Origin of the sequence: Castellaniella ginsengisoli, assembly GCF_040955415.1 — a bacterium.
GTDB lineage: Bacteria > Pseudomonadota > Gammaproteobacteria > Burkholderiales > Burkholderiaceae_B > Castellaniella > Castellaniella ginsengisoli.
Genome location: NZ_CP158257.1, coordinates 2567234 through 2590982 on the forward strand (window position 1 = coordinate 2567234; position 23749 = coordinate 2590982).

Annotated in this window: 25 protein-coding genes; 6 read left to right on the forward strand and 19 right to left on the reverse strand. The window is 66.8% G+C overall.

The window, feature by feature from the left end; translation table 11 throughout:
* The 3 genes from cysT to ABRZ00_RS12140 are packed head-to-tail and all read left to right on the forward strand — an operon-like array spanning position 1 to position 2828.
* Complete coding sequence (cysT, locus tag ABRZ00_RS12130; protein ID WP_368639096.1) at positions 1-852, forward strand: sulfate ABC transporter permease subunit CysT; 852 nt, start codon at positions 1-3, stop codon at positions 850-852.
* An 18-nt stretch (positions 853-870) separates the two neighbouring features.
* The gene (gene cysW, locus ABRZ00_RS12135) at positions 871-1758 is read left to right on the forward strand and encodes a sulfate ABC transporter permease subunit CysW (protein ID WP_368641867.1); all 888 of its coding nucleotides are present in this window, start codon (positions 871-873) and stop codon (positions 1756-1758) included.
* Entirely contained in the window at positions 1755-2828 is a 1074-nt protein-coding gene (locus tag ABRZ00_RS12140) for a sulfate/molybdate ABC transporter ATP-binding protein (protein ID WP_368641866.1), read from the forward strand. The genes cysW and ABRZ00_RS12140 overlap by 4 nt, the downstream gene beginning before the upstream one ends.
* A 44-nt stretch (positions 2829-2872) precedes the next feature.
* Here the strand turns inward: ABRZ00_RS12140 and ABRZ00_RS12145 are convergent, their stop codons facing one another.
* The 6 genes from ABRZ00_RS12145 to ABRZ00_RS12170 form a co-directional block, all read right to left on the reverse strand.
* Entirely contained in the window at positions 2873-3709 is an 837-nt protein-coding gene (locus ABRZ00_RS12145) for an ankyrin repeat domain-containing protein (protein WP_368641865.1), read from the reverse strand.
* A 46-nt stretch (positions 3710-3755) separates the two neighbouring features.
* Positions 3756-4538: a TatD family hydrolase gene (locus ABRZ00_RS12150; protein ID WP_368641864.1), complete on the reverse strand. Its 783-nt coding sequence runs from the start codon at positions 4536-4538 to the stop codon at positions 3756-3758.
* Between the two features lie 12 nt (positions 4539-4550).
* A complete protein-coding gene (holB, locus tag ABRZ00_RS12155) occupies positions 4551-5570 on the reverse strand; it encodes a DNA polymerase III subunit delta' (protein WP_368641863.1) in 1020 nt (339 codons plus the stop codon).
* On the reverse strand, positions 5567-6217 hold the full coding sequence (gene tmk, locus ABRZ00_RS12160) for a dTMP kinase (RefSeq protein WP_368644303.1): 651 nt from the start codon (positions 6215-6217) through the stop codon (positions 5567-5569). The genes holB and tmk overlap by 4 nt, the downstream gene beginning before the upstream one ends.
* A 4-nt stretch (positions 6218-6221) precedes the next feature.
* Positions 6222-7229 (reverse strand): endolytic transglycosylase MltG, encoded by a 1008-nt coding sequence (gene mltG, locus ABRZ00_RS12165; protein WP_368641861.1) that lies wholly within the window; start codon positions 7227-7229, stop codon positions 6222-6224.
* A gap of 100 nt (positions 7230-7329) precedes the next feature.
* Complete coding sequence (locus ABRZ00_RS12170; RefSeq protein ID WP_368641860.1) at positions 7330-8400, reverse strand: YeiH family protein; 1071 nt, start codon at positions 8398-8400, stop codon at positions 7330-7332.
* A gap of 282 nt (positions 8401-8682) precedes the next feature.
* Here ABRZ00_RS12170 and ABRZ00_RS12175 point away from each other — a divergent pair, with 282 nt between their 5' ends.
* On the forward strand, positions 8683-9603 hold the full coding sequence (locus ABRZ00_RS12175; protein WP_368647700.1) for a folate-binding protein YgfZ: 921 nt from the start codon (positions 8683-8685) through the stop codon (positions 9601-9603).
* Positions 9604-9682: 79 nt separating this feature from the next.
* Here ABRZ00_RS12175 and mmsB read toward each other — a convergent pair whose 3' ends face one another.
* The 5 genes from mmsB to ABRZ00_RS12200 all read right to left on the reverse strand — a co-directional run bounded on the left by mmsB (position 9683) and on the right by ABRZ00_RS12200 (position 13897).
* Entirely contained in the window at positions 9683-10576 is an 894-nt protein-coding gene (gene mmsB / locus ABRZ00_RS12180) for a 3-hydroxyisobutyrate dehydrogenase (RefSeq protein ID WP_368641858.1), read from the reverse strand.
* A 28-nt stretch (positions 10577-10604) separates the two neighbouring features.
* The gene (locus ABRZ00_RS12185) at positions 10605-11789 is read right to left on the reverse strand and encodes an enoyl-CoA hydratase/isomerase family protein (protein ID WP_368641857.1); all 1185 of its coding nucleotides are present in this window, start codon (positions 11787-11789) and stop codon (positions 10605-10607) included.
* Positions 11786-12940, reverse strand: a complete 1155-nt coding sequence (locus tag ABRZ00_RS12190) for an acyl-CoA dehydrogenase family protein (protein WP_368641856.1) — start codon at positions 12938-12940, stop codon at positions 11786-11788. Before ABRZ00_RS12190 ends, ABRZ00_RS12185 begins: the two co-directional genes overlap by 4 nt.
* Before the next feature lie 206 nt (positions 12941-13146).
* A complete protein-coding gene (locus ABRZ00_RS12195; protein WP_368641855.1) occupies positions 13147-13461 on the reverse strand; it encodes an RnfH family protein in 315 nt (104 codons plus the stop codon).
* A 1-nt stretch (position 13462) separates the two neighbouring features.
* Positions 13463-13897: a type II toxin-antitoxin system RatA family toxin gene (locus ABRZ00_RS12200; protein WP_368641854.1), complete on the reverse strand. Its 435-nt coding sequence runs from the start codon at positions 13895-13897 to the stop codon at positions 13463-13465.
* 140 nt (positions 13898-14037) lie between these two features.
* Between ABRZ00_RS12200 and smpB the strand changes: the two genes are divergently transcribed.
* Positions 14038-14502: an SsrA-binding protein SmpB gene (gene smpB / locus ABRZ00_RS12205; protein WP_343835162.1), complete on the forward strand. Its 465-nt coding sequence runs from the start codon at positions 14038-14040 to the stop codon at positions 14500-14502.
* Between the two features lie 23 nt (positions 14503-14525).
* Here the strand turns inward: smpB and ABRZ00_RS12210 are convergent, their stop codons facing one another.
* Both ABRZ00_RS12210 and ppsA read right to left on the reverse strand, forming a co-directional pair.
* Positions 14526-15218: a methylated-DNA--[protein]-cysteine S-methyltransferase gene (locus ABRZ00_RS12210; RefSeq protein WP_368641853.1), complete on the reverse strand. Its 693-nt coding sequence runs from the start codon at positions 15216-15218 to the stop codon at positions 14526-14528.
* Positions 15219-15327: 109 nt separating this feature from the next.
* Positions 15328-17706, reverse strand: coding sequence for a phosphoenolpyruvate synthase (ppsA, locus tag ABRZ00_RS12215; RefSeq protein ID WP_368641852.1), 2379 nt, complete (start codon positions 17704-17706; stop codon positions 15328-15330).
* A 177-nt stretch (positions 17707-17883) separates the two neighbouring features.
* Between ppsA and ABRZ00_RS12220 the strand changes: the two genes are divergently transcribed.
* Entirely contained in the window at positions 17884-18717 is an 834-nt protein-coding gene (locus ABRZ00_RS12220) for a pyruvate, water dikinase regulatory protein (protein ID WP_343835165.1), read from the forward strand.
* Here ABRZ00_RS12220 and ABRZ00_RS12225 read toward each other — a convergent pair.
* Genes ABRZ00_RS12225 through lpxD form a run of 6 tightly spaced genes read right to left on the reverse strand, consistent with a single transcriptional unit; the run spans position 18714 to position 23744 of the window.
* A complete protein-coding gene (locus tag ABRZ00_RS12225; RefSeq protein WP_368641851.1) occupies positions 18714-19547 on the reverse strand; it encodes a TrmH family RNA methyltransferase in 834 nt (277 codons plus the stop codon). The genes ABRZ00_RS12220 and ABRZ00_RS12225 overlap by 4 nt on opposite strands.
* Complete coding sequence (gene rnhB, locus ABRZ00_RS12230) at positions 19544-20146, reverse strand: ribonuclease HII (protein ID WP_368641850.1); 603 nt, start codon at positions 20144-20146, stop codon at positions 19544-19546. Before rnhB ends, ABRZ00_RS12225 begins: the two co-directional genes overlap by 4 nt.
* Positions 20130-21353, reverse strand: a complete 1224-nt coding sequence (lpxB, locus tag ABRZ00_RS12235) for a lipid-A-disaccharide synthase (protein WP_368641849.1) — start codon at positions 21351-21353, stop codon at positions 20130-20132. The genes rnhB and lpxB overlap by 17 nt, the downstream gene beginning before the upstream one ends.
* On the reverse strand, positions 21350-22147 hold the full coding sequence (gene lpxA, locus ABRZ00_RS12240; RefSeq protein WP_368647701.1) for an acyl-ACP--UDP-N-acetylglucosamine O-acyltransferase: 798 nt from the start codon (positions 22145-22147) through the stop codon (positions 21350-21352). Before lpxA ends, lpxB begins: the two co-directional genes overlap by 4 nt.
* Positions 22147-22599: a 3-hydroxyacyl-ACP dehydratase FabZ gene (fabZ, locus tag ABRZ00_RS12245; protein WP_043682505.1), complete on the reverse strand. Its 453-nt coding sequence runs from the start codon at positions 22597-22599 to the stop codon at positions 22147-22149. The genes lpxA and fabZ overlap by 1 nt, the downstream gene beginning before the upstream one ends.
* A complete protein-coding gene (lpxD, locus tag ABRZ00_RS12250) occupies positions 22599-23744 on the reverse strand; it encodes a UDP-3-O-(3-hydroxymyristoyl)glucosamine N-acyltransferase (RefSeq protein WP_368644305.1) in 1146 nt (381 codons plus the stop codon). Before lpxD ends, fabZ begins: the two co-directional genes overlap by 1 nt.
* Between the last annotated feature and the right edge of the window lie 5 nt (positions 23745-23749).

Below are 23749 nucleotides of genomic sequence, written 5' to 3' on the forward strand. Positions count from 1 at the left end.
ATGTCGACGACATTCGCGCCGCACGCGCCTGCGCCTCGTGTCCTGCCCGGGCGCAACCTGACGCTGGGGCTAACGCTGACTTACCTGAGTCTGGTGGTCCTGCTGCCCCTGTCGGCCGCTTTTCTGACCGCTTCGGCGCTGAGCGGGGAGGCTTTCTGGGCGGCCGCCACCGCCCCCCGGGTGCTGGCTTCCTATCGTTTGAGTTTCGGCGCGGCGCTGCTGGCGGCCGCTGTGAATGCGGTGTTCGGCGGCATCGTCGCCTGGGTCCTGGTGCGCTACGACTTTCCAGGCAAGCGGCTGATCGATGCCTTGGTGGACCTGCCCTTCGCGCTGCCGACCGCCGTGGCGGGGATTGCGCTGACCGCACTGTACGCGCCCAACGGCTGGCTGGGGAGCCTGCTGTCGCCGCTGGGCATCCAGGTGGCTTTCAAGCCGCTGGGCGTGGTGGTGGCGCTGATCTTCATCGGCTTGCCCTTCGTCGTGCGCACCGTCCAGCCGGTGCTGGAGGACATGGCGCCCGAATACGAAGAGGCGGCCAGCAGCCTGGGCGCCTCACGCGCGCAGGTCTTCGTTCGCGTGGTCTTCCCGACCATCCTGCCGGCGCTGCTGACCGGCTTCGCACTGGCCTTTGCGCGTGCGGCCGGAGAATACGGTTCCGTGATTTTCATTGCCGGCAACATGCCGATGGTCTCGGAGATCGCGCCGCTGCTGATCGTCACCAAGCTGGAGCAGTACGACTACGCGGGCGCCACGGCCATCGCCGTGGTGATGCTGGGCATTTCATTTCTGCTGCTGCTGACCATCAATCTGCTGCAGGCCTGGGTGCGGCGGCGCTCGACTGGCCAGGCTTGACACGGGTTTTCCGATTCCATGACTTCCATCGTCCTTGATTCTCTTCCCCGGGCCGCCGCGCAACGGCCGGATGCCGAAGGCCGTCTCGTCCGCCTGGCGTTGATGGGGACGGCATTCGCCTTTCTGTTCCTGTTCCTCTTTATTCCGCTGGCGGCTGTCTTTCACGAAGCGCTGGGCAAGGGCTGGGCGGCCTGCGTGGCCGCCATCACGGAGCCCGATGCGCTGGCCGCGATCCGCCTGACCTTGATCGCGGCCGGAATCGCCGTGCCGCTGAACCTGGTGTTCGGCGTCTGCGCGGCCTGGGCCGTCACCCGTTTCGAATTCCGGGGCAAGAACCTGCTCATCACCCTGATCGACCTGCCCTTCTCCGTGTCTCCCGTGATCGCCGGCCTGATCTACGTGCTGATGTTCGGGGCCCAGGGCTGGTTCGGCCCCTGGCTGCAGGCGCATGACATCCAGATCCTGTTCGCCGTGCCCGGCATCGTGCTGGCCACGGTCTTTGTGACCGTGCCTTTCGTGGCGCGCGAACTGATCCCGCTGATGCAGTCCCAGGGCAGTGAAGAGGAAGAAGCCGCCATCGTGCTGGGCGCTTCGGGCTGGCGTGTATTCTGGCATGTCACGCTGCCCAATATCCGCTGGGGCCTGTTCTACGGCGTGATTCTATGCAACGCGCGCGCCATGGGCGAGTTCGGCGCCGTGTCCGTGGTGTCCGGCCATATCCGCGGCCTGACCAATACGATGCCGCTGCATGTGGAAATCCTCTACAACGAATACAACTTCGCGGCCGCGTTTTCCGTCGCGTCGCTGCTGGCGTTGCTGGCACTGCTGACGCTGGTCCTGAAATCCCTGGCGGAATGGCGTTTGCGCGCCCTGTCCGGCCGCACTGCATCGGAGCAGCCCTCATGAGCATCGAAGTCCGCCGCATCCACAAACAATTTGGCTCTTTCACAGCGCTGGACGATGTGTCCCTGGCCTTCCCGGACGGCCGGCTGACCGCCTTGCTGGGCCCTTCGGGATGCGGCAAGACGACGTTGCTGCGCATCATCGCCGGCCTGGAGCATCCGGACCAGGGGCAGGTCCTGCTGGAAGGCCAGGATGCCTCCCACACGCACGTGCGTCAGCGCCATGTCGGTTTCGTCTTCCAGCACTACGCCCTGTTCAAGCACATGACGGTCTTCGAGAACGTCGCCTTCGGCCTGCGCGTCAAACCGCGCGGGCAGCGGCCGGACGAGCGGCGGATCCGGGAGAAAGTCATGGGGCTGCTGGAGCTGGTGCAACTGGACTGGCTGGCCGACCGCCGCCCCGCCGCCTTGTCGGGCGGCCAGCGCCAGCGCATCGCCCTGGCGCGCGCCCTGGCGGTGGAGCCGCGCGTCTTGCTGCTGGACGAGCCCTTCGGCGCCCTGGATGCCAAGGTTCGCAAGGAATTGCGGCGCTGGCTGCGCCGTCTGCACGACGAACTGCACGTATCCAGCATTTTCGTCACGCACGACCAGGAAGAAGCTCTGGAAGTCGCCGATGAAGTCGTCATCATGAACAAGGGCCGTGTCGAGCAGCAGGGCGCGCCTCAGGCCGTGTACGACACGCCTGAAACCGCCTTCGTCTACGGTTTCCTCGGGCACGTGAATCTGTTTCACGGCCGGGTGCGCGACGGACGGCTGGTCACTGGCGCCACGGCGCTCGATGTCCCTGGCCTGGAAGGCACGGCCGATGCGCCGGGGACGGCCTATGTCCGGCCGCACGATATCCAGATCGAGCCGTTGCCGACGGCGGATCATCCGCCCGCGGGACAGGGCCTGCTGGTGAATCTGCAGCGGGCGCATGCCTTCGGACCGCTGGCGCAACTGGAGTTGCGCCGCGAGGATACCCAGGAAATCATCGAAGTCGTCATGCCCAGCCTCGAATTCGACCGGATTCGGGCGCAGGGCCATCAGCGGTTCATCGCCCGGCCACGCCAGGCGCGCGTATTCCTGAACTGAGCCGACCGGGATCGGGCGGGCCCGGCAAACGCCGGCAGCCGGGTTTATTTACCTTGCGGCGTATCCTCGAAGCGGCCCAGGTCGAAATACCGCGAGAACGAAGAGGCATCTTCGGCCTGGGCGGCCGGTGCGGCGGCCGCATCCGCCGGCGCCGCGGGGGCCTGTTCGGGGGCCGTCCCCGCTTGCCGGCGTTGCGCCGTCCGGGCGGCTGCGCCGTCCAGGCCCGCCGCCAGGGACTGGTGGTTGCGCTTGCGCGCCCAATCCGCCGCAGTCTCATGGGCGGCATTGAACATGGTCGGATCGGCGCCATGCTCAAGCAGCAGGCGTACGATGTCCGGCTTTCCGGACAGGGCCGCCATCATCAGCGGCGTCGTCCCGTCCGGACCGGGCGCATTGACGATGGCCCCGCGCTCGATCAGCAGACGCGCCGTTTCCACCTGGGCTTTGGACGCGGCATAATGCAAAGGCGCCCAGCCCAGGCGGTTGACCTGGGCGCCGGCGGCGATCAGTGCCTTGGCCCGTTCGGTCTCGCCCAGAATGCTCAGATACATCAGGGCGGTCTCGTCCCGGGCGTTGGGCTCGTCCACCCGCACGTCGGGCGAGACGCGCAGGGCATCGAAAACCCTCCAGGACCGGTCCCTCGCGGCTTGCGTCAGCGCGGGATTGCCCAGGGCGTTGAAGGCATTCGGATCGGTATGGCGCAGCAGCATCCCCTGGATGGCGGACACATCGTCGCGGCGGATGGCCGACCACCAATCGGCGCCCGGCGGCTGTTGGGCGAAGGCGGCGGGCGGCAAACCCGCGCCCAGCGCCCAGGCCAGGATCAGGGCGGGCAGGATGCCGCGCCGGAAAAAAGAGCGGACAAGAGAGCGCAAGAGCATGGCGGAAGACCTCCGTCGGTGGCGATGAAGACAAGCGGGCCCGGGCTCAGGCAGGCACGGCCGCCTTGGCGAACAACCGCCAGTAGTTTTCGGCGCTGGCCTCTTCGATGGCGGAGACGGGCACGCCTCGCAGCTCGGCGATCTTTTCGGCGACGTGGATCACCCGCGACGGATCGTTGAGCTTGCCCCGGTACGGCACCGGCGCCAGATAGGGGGAATCGGTTTCGATCAGCAGGCGGTCCAGGGGCATCTTGCGGGCGACATCCTGGATCTGGGCGGCATTCTTGAAGGTCACGATGCCGGACAGGGAAATATAAAAGCCCAGTTCCATGGCGGCCTGCGCGACCTCCCAGGATTCGGTGAAGCAATGCATGACGCCGCCTGGCGCTTTTTCCTCGCGCATCAGGCGCAGGGTGTCCTCCGCGGCGGCGCGGGTATGGATGATCAACGGCAATCCCGTTGCATGCGCTGCGCGGATGTGGGTTCGAAAACGCTCGCGCTGCCATTCCAGGGGTTCGCTCAAACGGTAGTAGTCGAGTCCCGTCTCCCCGATGGCGACGACCTTGGGGTGGGCGGCGCGGCTCACCAGATCGTCCAGCGTGGGTTCAGCGCCATCATCGTCTTCGGTGTCATTGTCCGGATGCACGCCCACCGAGGCCCGCAGAAACGGATACCGCTCCACCAGCGCCATCAGGCCCGGCCAGTCGCGCAGGTTGACGCTGACCACCAACGCGTGGCCCACGCCGGCCGCCCGCATGCGCTCCAGGACGTCGGGCAACTGGGCCTGCAGATCGGGGAAATTCAGGTGGCAGTGAGAATCGATGTACATGATCGGGGGAATCTATCGGGGCCGCACCGCTTGCAGCAGATAGCGGGCGGCATGATCGGTCAGCAACTTGGGGTTGAGGGGATGGCGCGCCAGCCGCCGCTGCTGCTGGAGCCAGCCCGCGGCGTGGGCCAGCGCCGCCGGATCCAGTGCTTTGGCGATGGCCGCGATCCGCGCGCCCTCGGCGGGATGATAGCGCGGCGGCAGGCCGTGCGCCCCCAGGCTCAGATCCAGCCACAGGCGTTGGAAGCCATCCACCCAATCGGCCGGGTCGACGGCCTGCAGCGCATCGGCCAGCGCGGCGCCATCGCCGCCCGCGGCCGCCTGATCCAGAAACAGCATCAGCCAATCGGGCATGACGGGCTGCCCCGCCCGGGCCTGTTCCAGCGCCAGCAGCGGCGCGCCGCCGGCCGCCGCCAGTCGGGCAGCGGGCTCTTGCACGCCCTGCGCCTGGAGCCAGGCCACGGATTCAGCGGCGCCCGGCACCGCCAGGGGCAGGCGCCGGCAGCGCGATACCAGCGTCGGCAAGAGCCGATCAGGCGCTTGGGCCGCCAGCAGGAACACGGTGTGTTCGGGCGGCTCTTCCAGGATTTTCAGCAAGGCATTGGCAGCAATGACGTTCAGGGATTCTGCCGGATACAGGAGGGCGACACGCCAGCCGCCCCGGTGAGTGGCCGTATTGAACCAGGGCAGCAGGCTGCGAATCTGCTCGATGCGGATTTCACGCGAAGGCTGTTTTTTGGCATCCTCGGCCACGTCCAGGGCGCCTTCGCGCATGGCCTGCGCATCGGGCCGGATGCGGCGCAAATCGGGGTGGTTGCCGGCCAAGACCCACCGGCAGGCCTGGCATTGGCCACAGGCCAGCCCTTCGCGGGGGGTTTCGCACAACAGGCTGGAGGCGCCTGCCAAGGCAAAGTCCATCTGCCCGCAACCGGGCCGGCCATGAATCAGCCAGGCATGGGCGAAGCGCTCGCGCGAAGCCAGCCAGCGACGCGCGGGCGCTTGTTGCCAGGGCAGGAAGTCCGTCATGCTCATGCCGGAATCCGGAAGCCGCGCGCACGCAGCAGAGCGTCCAGAATGCCATCCAGCTCGGCGCGAATGTCATCGACGCTGCGCCGGGCGTCGATGACATGGAAGCGATCCGGCTCGGCGGCCACACGGGCGTGATAGGCCTGCCGGGTACGCTCAAAAAAGGCGGCATCCTCGCGCTCGAAGCGATCCGCGTGCGCACGCCCCCGCAAGAGGCGTTCCCGGGCGGTTTCCAGCGGCACGTCGAACAGCACGGTGCAATCCGGCCCCCTGCCCTGCTGCACCCATTCTTCAAGGATGCGGACGGGTCCGGCGCCCAGGGAGCGGCCGCCGCCCTGGTAGGCGAATGAGGCGTCGGTGTAGCGGTCGCACAGCACCCACCGGCCCGCCTCCAGAGCGGGCTGGATGCGCGTGCGCCAGTGTTCGTTGCGGGCGGCGAACATCAACAGGGTCTCGGTGCGCAGATCCATGGGCCGGTGCAGCAGCAAGTCGCGCAAGGTTTCCCCCAAGGGCGTGCCGCCGGGTTCGCGGGTGGAGAGGAGATCCACGCCGGCGCGGCGCAGTTTGTCCTCGATCCAGGGGATATGCGTGCTTTTGCCGGCCCCGTCCAGGCCTTCGAGCGTGATGAAGCAGGCGCTCAGGGTCGTCGTCATCGGACTATCGCTTGAGAATGTATTTGCTGACGGCGCGGTTGTGCGCCGTCAAGTTGCTCGAAAACTCGCTGGTGCCGTCTCCCCGGGACACGAAATACAGGTATTGGTGTCGCTCAGGGTGCAGCGCCGCCTCCAGGGCGGCCCTGCCAGGATTGGCAATGGGCGTGGGCGGCAGGCCCGCGCGGGTGTAGGTGTTCCAGGGCGTATCGCGCGTCAGGTCCTTCTTGCGCAGGCGGCCTTGATAATCGGCGCCCAGACCGTAGATGACCGTGGGATCGGTCTGCAACGGCATGCCGATCCGCAAGCGGTTGATGAATACCCCGGCGATGCGCGCCCGGTCTGCGCCGTGGCCGGTTTCCTTTTCGATGATGGAGGCCAGAATCAAGGCTTCATAAGGCGTTTTCAGGGGCAGGTCGCGGTCGCGGCTGGCCCAGGCGCGCTCCAGCGTCTGGCGGCCCGCCTGAGCGGCGCGGCGCAGGATGTCCAGATCCGAACTGCCCGGGGTGAAGACATAGGTGTCCGGGAGGAACAGACCCTCGAGCGATTCGGCCGCCAGGCCCAAGCGCTGCAGCAAGGCCTGCTCGTCCATGCCCCGGGTGTCGTGGCGGACCTGGGGATCAGCGTCCAGCGCCGCCCGGATCTGGGAGAAGGTCCAGCCCTCGGGAAAGGTCAGGCGTGTCTGGGTCATGTCCCCGTTGGCCATGCGTTCGAGCAATTGCCAGAGGGTATCGCCCTGACGGGCTTCATAAGCCCCGGCCTTGAGCCATTTGTCGCGGCCGCTCAAGCGGGCCAGCCAGGTGAAGGCCTCGGGGTGGATGTCGATGCCCGCGTCCCGCATGGCCAAGGCCATCTGGCGCGGCGTGCTGCCGGCCTCGATGAGGTAGTCCACCACCGGTGTCTGCATGGGAACGGGGCGCTTCCAGCCCCACCAGGCGGCCGTGGCGATCGCCACCGCCGCAGCCAGCAGCCCGAGGATCGACAGCCAGAGGAATCCGCGCAGGAGGTTTTTCATCTTGAGGCGGCCACGGGATGAAAAAGAGAGACATTTTCCATGCCCGCCAGTTTAACTGGAACGCCGCCCGGCGGTCCGGAAAGGTCTGCGGATCTTGGGCTCAGAGGCTGCCCATCGCCAGTTGCACGCCCAGGCTGCTCAGGGATACGGCGGCCCATACCCCGAGACCGAGCAGCAGCGGCCGGACGCCGGCCAGTGCCATGTGGCGCAGGCTGGAAGACAGACCGATGGCGGTCATCGCCATGACGATGAGAAATTGTGCGACCTGGTGCAGCGGACCGAGCATGGCTTGCGGAATCAGGCCCAGGCTGCGCAGGCCCGAGGCCGCCAGGAACCAGAGGATGAACCAGGGAAAGACCGAAACCAAGGACACACGGGTTTCCGAATGCTGATTGCGCCAGGCGACCCAGAAAGCAATCCCGATGCAGATCGGAATGATGAGCGTGGCGCGGGTGAGCTTGACGATGGTGGCGATGTCGCCCGCCGCCGTGCTGTAGCTGTAGCCCGCCGCCACGACCGAGGACGTGTCGTTGATGGCCGTCCCGGCCCACAGGCCGAAACCCTCATCGCTCAGGCCCATCCAATGGCCCAAGAGGGGAAACAGCAGCACGGCAACGACATTGAAAAGGAAGATCGTGGAGATCGACAGCGCGGTATCGTGGTCGTCCGGCTTGATGATGGGCGCCACCGCGGCAATGGCGGAACCGCCGCAGATCGCGGTTCCCACGCCGATCAGGGTGCTCAGGTGCCCGCCCAGCTTGAGCCAGCGCCCCAGCAGCCAGGCGGCGAGAAAGGCCACGGACAGCGTGACCAGGGTGACGGCCAGGGACGAAGACCCGGTCTTCATCACCTGGGTGAAACTCAGGCCGAAACCCAGGCCAATGATGGACCATTTCAGTACCTGGCGACTGCTGAAGACCACGCCGGGCGTGAAGATCGGGGACAGGCCAAGCGTGTTGCGCCACAGGATGCCCAACAGGATGCCGAACACCGGTCCGCCGATCAGCGGAAAGCGTCCGCCCAGCAGCAAGGCCGCCCCGCCCAGCCCGGCTGCCAGCAGCAGGCCGTACCACAGCGAAGGAGTGCGGTGGCCGCCGTCTTCCTGCGAGCAAGCCGCATCGAAGTGCCCGTCGGGTGCAAGGGGCTGGGGAATGGCGGAAATCGGCAGCATCGTTTAGAAACGGGATTTGATCGAATAAGGACGCCATTCTATGCAGCGGTTTAAAATAAATAAATTCAAATCATTTTAGTAAATGCATAAAAAATATTGATTTATTTATGCTTGCATCAAAATGCCCCTGCACATGACCCGTCCTCGTCCCTGCGAGAGCACGGCCGCGCTATCATGGATGCCCCTTCGCCCGGCTTGAAGACTGAGCGCTTCGAACCCCTTCAAGACCGCAACGCCTGGAAACTCGCGCGGCGACCGGGCCATTTTGTTGTGGAATCGAGTATGGAAAATTTCGCCCCCCATGGATTTCAACCCTTGCCCGAATGCGCGCTGGTCGGCATCCGGGGACCGGATGCCGCATCGTTCCTGCACGGGCAACTCACGCATGGGGTGACCGGCCTGGACGGCGGCCTGGCGGCCCCGGCCGCCTATTGCACGGCCCAGGGGCGTCTGCTGGCCAACGGCGTGCTGTGGCGGGCACAGAGCGATCACTTCGTGTGGATGGTGTCCCGAGATGTGGCAGATGCACTGATCAAGCGTCTGAGCATGTTCGTCCTTCGCGCCCGGGTCATGATCGATCCGGACGCTTCGTTGCTGGCATGGGGTGCTTTGGGGGCGCGGGCCGTGCCAATCGAATTGCACGAGGCGCCTGCCTGGACGCGCTTCCCGGCCGAGGACGCCGACTGGATCGTGGCGCCCATGTCGCGCGCGGAACGGCCCGCCGCTTGGCGTATCGCGGCTGACGGGCCAGACGACGCCACTGCGCTGGCGGACGATGCCTGGGCAGCCGCCCGGTTGGCGGACGGCTGGCCCTGGATCCGCGCGGCGGCCCAGGATCTGTTCCTGCCGGCTTCCCTGGACATGGACCTGAACGGCACCATCGATTTCGCCAAGGGCTGCTATCCGGGCCAGGAAGTGATCGCCCGCAGCCATTACCGGGGGACGGTCAAGCGCCGCCTGGCGTACGGCACCGCTGCCTGGCCGCCGGAAGCCTCGGCCCTGCCCCCGGCATCCGATCTGTATGCGGCCGGGGATGCCGCTGGCCGCCCTGCGGGGCGCGTGATCGAATCAGCCGTTCATCAGGGGCTGCTGCACGTGGCGGCCGAAATTACCCTATCGGACTGGCCGGCGGTGCGCTATGCGATCGGCGCGCCCGATGGCCCCATTCTGAACATGCGGGCGCCCCGAGGCGCGAAAGCCTGAGCCTCCTGGCACGCTCCGCCGGCCCCGCCAGCGAGGGCAGCGGCCGGCGGTCATGGGCGCCCGCCGGCCCGCCCTGCTGTCAGCGCGGCTGGTGATACAGCTTCAGGATGCTGGAAAAATCCAGCTTGCCATGCCCCTGGGTGCTGTGCAACGCATAAAGATTGCGGGCCAATTCGCCCAGCGGCGTAGTCGCGCGGGCATGCATCGAGGCTTCGGCCGCCAGGCCCAGATCCTTGAGCATCAGATCCACGCCGAAGCCGCCGGCGTAGTCCTTGGAAGACGGCACGTTTTCCATGACGCCGGGCCAGGGGTTGTAGAGTTCGGTCGCCCAGTTGCGTCCCGAACTCTTGGCGATGATGTCCGACAGCGTTTTGGGATCCAGGCCATTGGCCACGCCCAGGGCCAACGCCTCGGAGGTGCCTGCCATCAGGATGCCCAGCAGCATGTTGTTGCAGATCTTGGCGACCTGCCCCGCGCCGGCGCCGCCCGCATGGAAAATATTCTTGCCCATGGCCTCCAGGTAGGGGCGCGCCGATTCCAGATCGGCCGCGGAGCCCCCGACAATGAAGGTCAGCGTACCGGCCACGGCGCCGCCGGTGCCGCCCGATACCGGCGCGTCCAGCATGCGGATGCCGCGCCGCGAGGCTGCGGCCGACACCTTGCGGGCCGACTCGGGGGCGATGGTGCTGCATTCCAACACCAGCGTGCCTTCGGCGATGGAGGCGAGCAAGCCTTCGCTGCCCAGGTACAGGCCTTCGACATGGCGGCTGGCCGGCAGCATGGTGATGACCAGGTCGGCGCCCTTGGCGGCTTCGGCCGCCGAAGCCGCCGCCGCAGCGCCCGCCTGGACCAGCGACTGGATCGCTTCGGGGACCAGGTCAAAGACCTGGAGCCTGTGCCCCGCCTTCAGCAGGTTCTGTGCCATCGGGCCGCCCATGTGGCCCAATCCAATGAATCCGATGGTGCTGCTCATGCATGTCTCCTTGTCATACGTAGAATTCTTATGATGCCGCTGCGCCGGTGGTCCAGGCGCCCAGGTCGGCCAGGGGGTGAGGCTGCCCGGCCGGTTCCAGGGGGGCCAGGAACCGTTGCGCCCAATCCGCCGTCGCCTGTTCGAGCGTGGCTGGATTCCAATGAGGCGTCTTGTCCTTGTCGACCAGTAGCGCACGAATGCCCTCACGGAAATCCGGCTCGGCGCAGCAATGCAGCGAAGCCGTGAATTCCGTCCGGAAGGTTTCCGCCAGGGACCGGTGCCGGGCGCGCGCCAGCAGCGTATGGCTGAGCCGGGCCGAGCCGGGCGATCCCGACAGGAAAGTGGCGGCAGCCCGGGCCAGCCAGGGATCGGGGTGGTTTTTCCAGGCAGCGATGGCCGCGCCGATTTCGAGAAAACCCGTGCGGTTGCAGGCCTGGCGGATGGAGCCGGCGTGTCGCTGCAGCGGGCCGGGTTCAGGCGCCGGCGTCTGGCAGGCGTCGAGCACGGCATCCACCTGAACGGCATGGCTGCCCGGATCGGCGGCCCAGTCCACCGCCGCCAAGGCGGCCAGCAGGGCCTCCAGCCCTTCGGCTTCGCAGACCCGGTCGGCCAGGCCGTAGTGCAGGCAATCCCCTGCGCCCAGTTGCGCGCCGGTAAAGGCCAGAAAGGTGCCGATCCCGCGCGGCAGGCGGCTGAGCATCCAGGTGCCCGCCACGTCCGGGAACAGGCCGATGGTGACTTCCGGCATGGCGAAGCGCGTCGTGCCGGTGACGATGCGGTGGCTGGCGCCCAGCATCAACCCGACCCCGCCGCCCATCACGATGCCGCTTGCCCAGCACAACACCGGCTTGGGATAGCAATGGATGCGATAGTCCAGGCGGTATTCAGTTTCGAAGAATGCCCGCGCCGCCGCATTCGCCCAGGGATCGTCCGCCGGACTGTCGAGCATGCTGCGATACAAGGCATGCAAGTCGCCGCCGGCGCAGAAGGCTTTGCCGCCCGCGCCATTCAGCACGACGGCGACGAGGCTGTCGTCGGCCGCCCAGGCCTGCAGCCGCTCATCCAGCAGGCGGCACATGGGCAGGGACAAGCCGTTGAGGGTCTGGGGGCTATTGAGCGTGGCCACGCCGATGCGGCGGCCGTCGCGGCCCTGGATTTCCTGGAACAGGACCGGATCCCGGCCGGCGGATTCATGTGCGGCGGACGCGCTCATCGCAGATCAGCCTCCTGGTTGAGAATGTGGCGCGCCACGATCAGGCGCATGATTTCATTGGTGCCTTCAAGAATCTGGTGCACGCGCGTGTCGCGCACCAGTCGTTCCAGCGGATAATCTTTCAGGTAGCCATAACCGCCGTGGATCTGTTGCGCGTCCAGGCAAGACTGGAAGCACAGATCGGTGGCCAGGCGCTTGGCCATCGCGCAGTAGGCGGTGGCCTGGGGATCGTCTTCGTCGAGTTTGCAGGCCGCCAGCCGCACCATCTGGCGCGAGGCGACAATATTGCTCAGCAGATCGGCCAGTTTGAACTGCAGCGCCTGGAAATCCGCCAGGGCGCGGCCGAACTGGCGACGTTCGCCCATATAGCGGCGCGCGGCTTCATAGGCGCCCTGAGCCGCCCCGACCGAACAGGTGGCGATGTTGATGCGCCCGCCGTCCAGGCCCTTCATGGCGAAACGGAAACCCTCGCCTTCTTCGCCCAGGCGGTTTTCCACCGGCACCTGCACATTCTCGAAGGTGATCGGGCGCGTGGACTGGCTGTTCCAGCCCATCTTGTTTTCCTTGCGGCCGTAGGTGATGCCGGCGCTGTCGGCCGGCACGACCAGGGCCGAGATCCCGCGCGCGCCTTCGCCGCCGGTGCGGGCCATCACCACCAGGACATCGGTGTCGCCCGCGCCCGAAATGAACGCCTTGGCCCCGTTCAGGACATAGTGGCCGCCTTCGCGGCGGGCGCTGGTGGTCAGCGAAGCGGCATCCGAGCCCGCCCCGGGTTCGGTGAGGCAATAAGAAGCCAGTTTCTCGCCGCTGGCCAGCAGCGGCCCCCAGTGGTCGCGCACGCCGGGCTGGGCCCAACTGCCGATCATCCAGGTGGCCATGTTGTGTATGGTGATGAAGGCCGTCGTGGAAGGATCGACGGCGGCCATTTCCTCGAATACCAGGGTGGCGTCCAGGCGCGGCAGGCCCAGCCCGCCGATGGATTCAGGCGCATACATGGCGCAGAAACCCAGTTCGCCGGCCTTGGCGAAAGCTTCGCGGGGAAAGATGTGTTCCTCGTCCCACTGCGCCGCATGCGGGGCCAATTCCCCCTGGGCGAATTCGCGGGCGGCCTGTGCAAAGGCCTGTTGCTCTTCGGTGAGGCGAAAATCCATGGTGCGTGTCTCCGGATTTTTTTATGGGGCTGTCGCGGCATGCTCGTGGCGCCGGCCGACGCGGCCCGGCCCGGGTAAGGGCCGGCCGATGCGCCGCAGGCCTACTGTAGCACTTTGAAGGTGACGCCCCTGCGGCCCGCCCACCTTAGCGCAGACGCCGCGCTGCGGCTGTCGCGCCCACGACAATCGGCAGCCGCCCTGCGGGCTCAGGCGGCCGGCGTCTTTGGGGGCAAAGGCCGTTTCATCGCGCTCCCGCGGTGCGCGGCGCGGCGGCGGCGGGATTCCAGCGGATCGAAGACCAGCGGCCGGTACAGTTCGACTCGATCATTCTCGCGCAGTACGCGCCGCACGTCGCAGCGTTCGCCGTAGACGCCCATCGCGGGCGGATGGTCGGTGAACTCGGGGAACGCTTCGGCAACGCCGCTCAGGGCCAGCACCTGGCCGACGGTTGCTCCTTCGGGCACGTTCAGGGTCCGCCGCCACACGCGCGTGGGCGCGGCGAATGCAATATGCACCTGCATGTCAGCCCCCGTAGATTGCATGGGCGCGCTGGGTGAAGGAATCGATGAAGCTGGTGGCGATGCGATTGAAGACCGGCCCGACCACGGTCGAAAGCGCCCGGCTGGAAAAAGCGTATTCCATGGTGTAGAGCACTTTGCAGCCATCGTCTCCCAGGGGATGGAAAGCCCAGTGCCCGGTCAGGCTGGAAAACGGGCCGTCCACCAGATGGAAGACGATCTTGTCCGGGTATTCGTGGTCATTGCGGGTGGTGAAGCTCTGGCGGATGCCGGCGAAGTGGATCTGCACCGTGGCCTGCATGCCTTGCTCGTTGCGCCACTGCACTTGGGCTCCGCCGCACCAGGGCATGAATTCCGGGTACCGGCCGACATCGGCCACCAGATCGAACATCTGTTCGCAACTGAACGGGACGAGGACGGAACGCTGGATAGCAGGCATCGGCAGGGCGGTCGGTTAAGCTAGAATGAAGGGATTTTATCAGCGCGTGCACGCCGTGTTCCCGGCGGCGCGAAATCCCGCCCGAAGCCTCAGGCCGAGGGCCCGCCCCTATTGTCAGCCCCAGCCTGGTTCAAATCTCCATGAGTATTGTCGAGAATCGCAAAGCCACCCACGATTATTTCATCGAGGAACGCTTCGAGGCCGGTTTGGTGCTGGAGGGCTGGGAGGTCAAGGCCATCCGCGCCGGCCACGTCCAGTTGAAAGAAGCCTATGTCATCGTGCGCGACGGCGCTCTGTGGATCCTGGGCATGCACATCAGCCCGTTGCCCACCGCCTCGACGCACATCCATCCCAATGCCACCCGCACGCGCAAGCTGCTGCTGCACGCCCAGGAGATCAGCAAGCTGATCGGCAAGGTCGAGCAGCGCGGCTACGCCCTGGTGCCCCTGAATCTGCATTTCAAGAACGGGCGCATCAAGCTGGACTTCGGATTGGGGCGCGGCAAGAAACTGCACGACAAGCGCGACACCCAGCGCGACAAGGATTGGGCGCGCGAAAAAGAACGGCTGATGAAGCACGACACGCGCAAAAGCCGCGGGGACTGACGCTGCTTCGGCCTGCCGCCGTCTCAGCGGATCGTGAAGCCTTCGATTTCCAGTAGCCGCGCCTTGCGGTTCAATCCGCCGCCGTAGCCGTTCAGCGTGCCGTTGCGGGCCAGGATGCGGTGGCAAGGGATGATGATGCTGATGGGGTTGCTGCCCACTGCGGTGCCGACCGCGCGTCCATGGCCCGCGCTCAGGCCGGCCCGTTCGGCCAGCTCGCCATAGGACAGGGTCTCGCCGCAAGGAACTTCCAATAGGGCCAGCCACACCTTTTTCTGGAACGGCGTGCCCTGGGGCGCCAGCGGCATCTCGAAAACCGTGCGCGCGCCGCGCCAGTATTCGTCCAGTTCGCGCAGGGTCCGCTCCAGCACCGCTTGAACGCCGGCCGGGGTGCCTTCCTGCAACAGGCGCAAGGCGGCCTGTGGCCGGGACTCGCCTTGCGCGAGCCGCCCGGCCGCTTTCCCGCCGGCGGCGCTCTTTTCGGTGAACAGATCGCCGCTGGCGCCCGCCGGCTGTTCCCGCAGGGCCCTGAACGTGCGGATCGCCCGGCCGTCCCGGAATCCCGCCGAAGGATCGGAGACCACGTCCGCGGCGGCTTGCACTCCCGGCACCCGGGGCAGATCCCGCTGATCCGTGAAGTACAGGCCCGACAGGCCGGCGTCGTCCGCGGCCAGGAGGATCGGCCCCAAGGGCGATGGGATCAGCGCGTAGAACGGCATGGGAGACTCCGAAAGGACAAGGGGCGGAAACGAATCGTCGTTCCCGCCCCGGATCCGGGCGTGCCGCGCGCGCCGCGCCCCGATGGGGCGGCACGGCGCGCGGAGACGCTCAGGCGGCGACCTTGGTGTCGGCCAGGCGCTGCCAGGTGTCGACCACCGTGTCCGGGTTCAGGGACATGGACAGGATGCCCTCGTCGCGCAGCCACTGGGCCAGGTCGGGATGATCGCTGGGCCCCTGGCCGCAGATGCCGACGTACTTGCCGGCCTTGAGGCAAGCCTGGATGGCGCGGCGCAGCATGAACTGGACGGCGGGATCGCGCTCGTCGAAATCGGCCGCCAGGAGTTCCATGCCGGAATCCCGATCCAGCCCCAGGGTGAGCTGGGTCATGTCGTTCGAGCCGATCGAGAACCCGTCGAAATACTGCAGGAATTCCTCGGCCAGGATGGCGTTGGTCGGGACTTCGCACATCATGATCAGGCGCAGGCCGTTGTCGCCGCGCTTGAGGCCGTGCGAAGCCAGCAGATCGACCACGCGGTCGGCCTGGCTGAGCGTGCGCACGAAAGGCACCATGATTTCCACATTGGTCAGGCCCATCTCGTCGCGGACTTTCTTCAGGGCTTCGCATTCCATGCGGAAGCACTCGGCGAAATCCTCGGAGATATAGCGCGATGCGCCGCGGAAACCCAGCATCGGGTTTTCTTCTTCAGGCTCGTAGCGCGAGCCGCCCACCAGCTTGCGGTATTCATTGGACTTGAAGTCCGACAAACGCACGATCACGGGCTTGGGATGGAAGGCCGCACCGATGGTGGCGATGCCTTCGGCGAGCTTTTCCACGAAGAAGGCGCGCGGGCTGGCATAGCCCCGGGCGGCGGACTCGACCGCCTTTTTCAGGTCGCCATCGACGTTGGGGTAATCCAGGATCGCCTTGGGATGGACATTGATGTTGTTGTTGATGATGAATTCCAGGCGGGCCAGGCCGACGCCGCTGTTGGGAATCTGCGAGAAGTCGAAGGCCAACTGCGGATTGCCGACGTTCATCATGACCTTCAGGCCGATATCGGGCATCTGGCCCCAGCGGACTTCCTCGACCTCGGTTTCGATCAGGCCGTCGTAGATGCGCCCCTCGTCGCCTTCGGCGCAGGAGACCGTGACCTCGCGGCCATTGGCAAGCACGTCGGTCGCGTCGGCGCAACCCACCACGGCGGGGATGCCCAGTTCGCGCGCGATGATGGCCGCGTGGCAGGTACGCCCGCCCCGGTTGGTGACGATGGCCGAAGCCAGCTTCATCACGGGCTCCCAGTTGGGGTCGGTCATGTCGGTGACCAGGATGTCGCCGGCGCGGACTTTGTCCATTTCGGAGGCATCCGCCACCACGCGCACGGTCCCCGAGCCGATCTTCTGCCCGATGGCGCGCCCGGTGATCAGCACTTCGCCGGTGGCCTTCAGGCGGTAGCGCTCCTGGACGTCGTGGTGACCCTGCTGGGATTTCACGGTTTCGGGCCGGGCTTGCAGGATGTAGAGCTTGCCGTCGATGCCGTCGCGGCCCCACTCGATGTCCATCGGGCGCTGGTAGTGCTTTTCGATGATGGTCGCGTACTGCGCCAGTTCGATGATCTCGTCGTCGGTGAGGGAGTAGCGGTTGCGCTCGGAGGCGGGCACTTCGACCGTGCGCACGGCGTGGCCGGAAACGCGCTGCTCGTCGAATTCCATCTTGATCAGCTTGGAGCCGATGCGCCGGCTGATGATCGGATAGTGACCCGCGGCCAGCGTGGGCTTGAAGACGTAGAACTCGTCGGGATTGACGGCGCCCTGGACGACGGTTTCACCCAGGCCGTAGGACGAAGTGATGAACACGACGTCCTTGAAGCCCGATTCGGTATCCAGCGTGAACATCACGCCCGCGCTGCCCTTGTCCGAACGCACCATGCGCTGGATGCCTGCCGACAAGGCGACTTCGGCATGCGCATAACCCTTGTGCACGCGGTAGGAGATCGCGCGGTCGTTGTACAGAGAGGCGAATACGTGGCGGATCTTGTCCAGGACGTCGTCGATGCCGACCACGTTGAGGTAGGTTTCCTGCTGGCCCGCGAAAGAGGCGTCGGGCAGATCCTCGGCGGTGGCCGAAGAGCGCACGGCGAAGGAACCCTTGCCGTCGGCATCCAGCGCGGCGAAGGCGGTGCGGATGGCCTGCTCGAAGTCGGCGGGAAACGGGGTGTCGACCACCCATTGGCGGATTTCGGCGCCGGCGGCGGCCAGCTCGCGCACATCATCGGCGTTCAGCGTGTCCAGGCGCGCATTGATGCGGGCATCCAGGCCGGTGGACTTCAGGAAATCGCGGAAGGCCTCGGCCGTGGTCGCGAAGCCGCCCGGTACGCGGACGCCGGCGCCGGCCAACTGGCTGATCATTTCTCCGAGAGAAGCGTTCTTGCCTCCTACCGAGTCCACATCCGTCATGCGGAGCTGCTCGAACGATACAACGTACGACATAGTGTCACCTTTGAGATAGAAAAAGCGTGTTTGCCCGGCGTACGCGGAACGGGGAAAACCCGCCCCGCCCGTACGGCATGATCGCGTGCGCCCGGCAAACCAGCCTTGCCCCCGGTTCGGGTGACTGGTAACCTTCGCGGATTGTACCGTTTCTGACGCTTGGTGGTTCAAGAATCCATGACCGACTCCCCTATCGAACGCCCGGTGTTCATCGTCTCGGACAGCACCGGAATCACCGCTGAAACGTTCAGCCACGCTGTGCTGTCCCAATTCGAGGAAATCGCTTTCCAGTCCATCCGCCTGCCCTTCATTGACTCGGTCGAAAAAGCGGATGCCGCCGCGCGCCGCATCACCCAGCAGGCGGATCGAGGCGGTCCGACGCCGCTCGTGTTCAGCACGCTGGTGGACTCGGAAATCGCCGACCGCATCCGCGCGGCGCCGTGCGTCTTCCTGGATCTGTTCGGCTCTTTCGTTCACCACCTCGAAGGCGTCCTGGGCGTGAGCGCCAGCCGTTCGGTGGGCCGCTCCCATACCAACGGCCGCAGCAAGCAGTACAACAACCGCATCGAAGCCATCAATTTCAGCCTGGCCCACGATGACGGACAGTACATCCAGGGACTGGAGCAGGCCGACGTCATCCTGGTGGGGGTTTCGCGCTGCGGCAAAACGCCCACCAGCCTCTATCTGGCCATGCAGTACGCGGTCAAGGCCGCCAATTACCCGCTGATCCCCGAAGACTTCGACCGGGGCGCCCTGCCCGCCGCCCTGCTGCCTTACCGGCGCAAGCTGTTCGGCCTGTCGATCCAGCCCGAGCGGCTGGCCGAGGTCCGCAACGAACGCCGTCCCAACAGCACCTATGCTTCGTTGAAGCAATGCCGCCAGGAAATCGCCGATGCCGAACGCCTGATGCGCATGGAAAACATCCCCTGGCTGTCCACCACCACCCGTTCGATCGAGGAAATCTCCACCAAGATCCTCGACGAGGTCGGCCTGGACCGGATGAGCTATTAGCCTTGCTTTCGCCGCGCCGCGCGCGCCTGCACCATAAGCGCCAATTGCTGCCGCCGCTGCTCGAACAGGCAGACGGCGGCCGCGGCCGCGACGTTCAGAGACTCGACCCCTTTGACCTGCGGAATGTGGATGCGCCAATCGGCCCGTTCCAGCAGATCATCCGCCACGCCCTGGCCCTCGTTGCCGAATAGCCAGACGCAGGGTTGGCGCAGATCCTTGGCATACAGGATTTCGGCCTGTTCCAGCGTGGTGGCGGCCAACGGGATGTCCAGGCGTTCGGTCAATGCGGCGAGATCCGCGTGTTCGTAGATTTCGAGCGCGAAATGCGCCCCCTGGCCGCTGCGCAGGACCTTGGGCGACCAAGCCGAGGCGCAGCCTTCGGACAGGTAGGCCTGCCGCAGGCCGGCCGCAGCGGCCGTGCGCAGCAGCGTGCCCAGGTTGCCCGGGTCTTGAACCCGATCCAGCCACAGAGTGCCGGCCGCGATCCGCGCCGGCGGCGCCGGGACGGGCGCCTCGACCACGAAGAACACGGCGGGGCCGTGCTCGACCTGGGACAGGACGGTGGCGAGATTGTTCTGCAAGACGACGCGGCGCCCCTGGGCGCAGGCCTGCCAGATCGGCCCGATCCAGTCCAGGGACAAGGCGGATTCGCCGACCACCAGCGTGGGCGGCGGGCCCTTGTGCTCCAGCCAGGCGCGGCACAGGTGCTCGCCTTCAAGAATGACACGGGCGTCGCGGCGGCCCGGCCGGCCTTGGGCCAGGCGCAGCCAGGCGCGATAATCCGGGTTGTCGCGTGAGGCGATATGGCGGACGGGGATGGAAGTGCTCATAGGAGACGGCGCACGGGGGCAAAGCCGCGCCGATGCTCGGGGCAAGGGCCGAATTCGGCCAGCCGGGCCAGATGCAGCGCAGTGCCGTAGCCCTTGTGCTGGTCGAAAGCATAGTGCGGGTAACGCGCATGCAATTCCAGGCAGCAGGCATCGCGCGCCGTCTTGGCCAGGATCGAGGCGGCGGAAATCGCAGGCTCCCGCGCATCCCCCCCGACGAGAGCCCGGGCGCGGCACGGCAGCCCCTTGGGCAGGCGATTGCCATCCACCAGAATCAGCGCCGGCGCGCGGGACAGCTCCAGGCAGGCCCGCTGCATGGCCAGCATCGTCGCGTGCAGGATGTTCAGGCGCTCGATCTCCTCGACGCTGGCGTGGGCGACCGCCCAGGACAACGCCCGCTCACGGATCAGGCTGGCCAGGCGCTCCCGGCGCCCGGCGCTGAGTTTCTTGGAATCATCCAGGCCTTCGATGGGCCGGGCCGGGTCCAGGATCACGGCGGCCGCGTAGACGGGGCCGGCCAAGGGGCCGCGCCCCGCTTCGTCGACGCCCGCGACGAGGCCGCCCTCTTCCCGGGAGTCGAACAGATCAGGCTGCGCGGCCATGGCTGACCTCCAGGATGGCCCGCGCCGCCAGGCCCGGCGTATCGCGGCTGAGCGTCTCATGAAGCGCGGTGAAGCGCCGGGCGATGCGCTCGGCCAGAACCGTGTCGGTCAAGGCCGCCCAGACATGCTCGGCCAGCGCCTGGGGCGTGGCGGCCTCTTGCAGCAGTTCGGGGACGACGAATTCGCGCTCGAGGATGTTCGGCAAGCCGATCCACGGCAGGCTCGGTGCGTCCTGGCCGGATTTCCAGGCCATGATGCGCCGCATCCAGGGCGTGATGACGTAGGAAATCACCAGGGGACGCTTGAAAAGCGCGGCCTCCAGGGTTGCCGTTCCGCTGGCCACCAGGACGGCGTCGGCGGCTTCCATGGCATGCCAGGCGACCGGCCACTCGGCGGTATCCAGGCCATCGGCGCGCGCCTGCGTGTCCGGCCCCGCCTCGGGCGGGGCGGACAGGATCAGGCAGCCCGGGACGGGATGCCGCGCCAGAACGGCCTCGAACTGGGCCCGGCGCTGCGCATTGACGACCGGCACGATGACCTGCAGATCGGGCGCCTGGCGCTGCAGCATCTGGGCGGCCTGCAGGAACCGGGGAGCCAGCAGGCGGATCTCCGATTCGCGACTGCCCGGCATCAGCGCCAGCACCTTGCGCCCGGGCTCCAGCCCCAGGCGCGCGCGTGCGGCGGCGCGGTCGGGATGCACGGGGATGAGTTCGGCCAGGGGATGGCCCACGTAGGTGACGGGCACGCCCTGCTCGCGGTACAGATCGACCTCGAAGGGAAACAGGACCAGCATGTGCGACACGGCGCGGCGGATCTGGTGGATGCGCTCGAAGCGCCAGGCCCAGATCGACGGGCCGACGAAATGCACGGTGGGGATGCCGGCGGCGCGCAGTTTTTCCTCCAGCCTCAGATTGAAATCCGGCGCATCGACACCGACGAAGACGTCCGGCCGCCAGGCCAGCGTCCGGCGCCGGGTATCACGCCAGGTGCGGATCAGGCGCGGGGCCTGGCGCAAGGCATCGACATAGCCGAACACCGACAGCGCATCCATGGGATGCCAGGCCTCGAAGCCCGCCCGGCGCATGGCCGGGCCGCCGATGCCCATCGCCCGGGTTTCGGGATCGTGCGCCTTCAGGCCGCGCAGCATGCGCGCCGCCAGCAGGTCGCCGGAAGGCTCTCCGGCCACGATGGCGGCGGAAAGGCTCATGGACGGGCGATGCCCCGGTTGGATGCGCTCAGGAAATCGAGCAAGGTCTGGACGGCGGGCGCCTCGGCCGGATGCTCGGCCTGAAGGGCCGCCAGCGCCTCGATGGCTTGCTCCACGCTGAGCTGGCGCCGGTAAAGGATTTTGTAGGCGTCCTTGAGGACCTGGATATCGGCCGGGGTGAAGCCCCGCCGGCCCAGGCCTTCGGCATTGATGCCGACCGGGCGGAAGGAATCGCCCGCGCCGATCATGTAGGGCGGCACGTCCTGGCGCACCGAACTGGTGCCGCCGATCATGACGTGCGCGCCGATGCGCACGAACTGGTGCACCGCCGACAGACCGCCGAGGATGGCCCAGTCGCCGATATGGATGTGGCCCGCCAACTGCACGCTGTTGGCGATCACGATGTGGCTGCCCAGTTGGCAATCGTGGGCGATGTGCACATAGGCCATGATCCAGTTGTCATCGCCCAGCCGCGTGGTGCCGACATCCTGCGCGGTGCCGGTGTTCACGGTCACGAATTCGCGAAAGGTGTTGCCCGCGCCGATCTCCAGCGCCGTGGGCTCGCCCGCGTACTTCTTGTCCTGGGGGATGCCGCCGATGGAGCAATAGCGGTAGAAGTGGTTGTCCGGGCCGATGACGGTGTACCCGTCGATCGCACAATACGGGCCGATGCGCGTGCGCGCCCCGATGCGGACATGCTCGCCGATGAGACTGTAGGGTCCGACGACGACGTCTTCGCCCAGCACCGCACCCGGCGCGACCAGAGCCGTGGGGTGGATCTGCGCGGCGCCCATCATTCCTCCAGGATACGCACCGCGCACATGATCTTGGCCTCGGCGGCGATCTGGTCGTCGACCTTGGCTACGGCGGTGTATTTGCAGATGGAGCGGCTCAATTTATCGGCCGAGACTTCCATGCGCAGTTGGTCGCCCGGCACGACGGGGCGGCGGAACCGCGCGCCATCCACGCCCACCAGGTAATAGGCGATCTTGGTGCTGGCCAGATTGGGCGCGCCGGCGTCGGCGAAGGAGAACAGCGCGGCGGCCTGGGCCAGCGCCTCGATGATGAGGACGCCGGGCATCACGGGATGATGGGCGAAATGCCCCTGGAAGAAGGGCTCGTTGTAGGTGACATTCTTGATGGCGACGATGCTCTTGCCCGGATCCATTTCCAGGACGCGGTCCACGAGCAGCATCGGCTGCCGATGCGGCAGCCGTTCCATGATGTCTTTGATATCGAGTTCCATTATTGTGTGTCCTGCTTGTGGTTCTTCGACTGGCCGGATGTCCCGGCGGCGCCGAGACGTTCCGCGGCGCGCAGCCGTTTGCGCAATTGCGCGAGCTGGCCGATCACGGCTGCATTATGCTGCCAGGCGCCATGCTCGGCCACGGGAAAGACCCCGGTGTAGCGCCCGGCCTTGAGAATATCCGAGGTGACCGCCGTGCCGCCCGAAATATGCACGTCGTCGCCCAGCGTCAGGTGACCGCCGAACATGGCCGCCCCGCCGATGACGCAGCGCCGGCCCATCGTGGTGGACCCGGCCACGCCCACGCAGGCGGCCATCGCGGTGTGATCGCCGATCCGGCAATTATGTCCGATCATGATCTGGTTATCGAGCTTGACGCCATGGCCCAGCACCGTATCTTCGACCGCGCCCCGATCAACGGTGGTATTGGCGCCGATTTCCACGTCGTCGCCAATGCGCACCCCACCCAGTTGCGCGATCTTGGCCCAGGCGCCGGCGGTGCGCGGATCGGGCGCAAAACCGAAGCCATCGGCTCCCAGCACCACGCCGGAATGCAGAATGGCGCGGGCGCCGACATGCACCCCATGGTAGAGCGTGACCCGGGCGTGCAGCAGGCTGTCGGGGCCAATGGAGCTATCCGCGCCAATGAAGCATCCCGCGCCAATGCGCACGCCCTCGGCCAGGCGGACGCCGGATTCGATCACCGCCAGCGGCCCGATGTGGACGCCGTCGGCCAGGACGGCGTCCTCGGCGATCACGGCGCTGGGGTGGATGCCCCGGGGCAAGCCGGCTTGGCGATGACGGTCGAACCACTGGGCCAGCAGCGCATACATCAAGTAGGGTTGCGGACACAGAACCGCCGCCCAGACGGGTTGGCCCGGGCGGCGGGCCCGGTAGGCCTCCCAATCCTGCTGGCGAAGGATGACGGCGGCCGCGCCGCAATCATCCAGTTGGGCCTGCAGACGGGGATTGGACAGGAAGCTGATCTCGGAACAACCAGCCGACTGCAGCGAGCCGATGCCCGCAATCTTCAGCGCGCCGGCCTCCGGATCCCCCTCGATGCTGCATCCCAGACCGACCGTATCGGCAGCCCGCAACAGCTCGGATAATGCGGGTGCCCGATCGGGCGCGAGCAGCACAGGCATCGGAA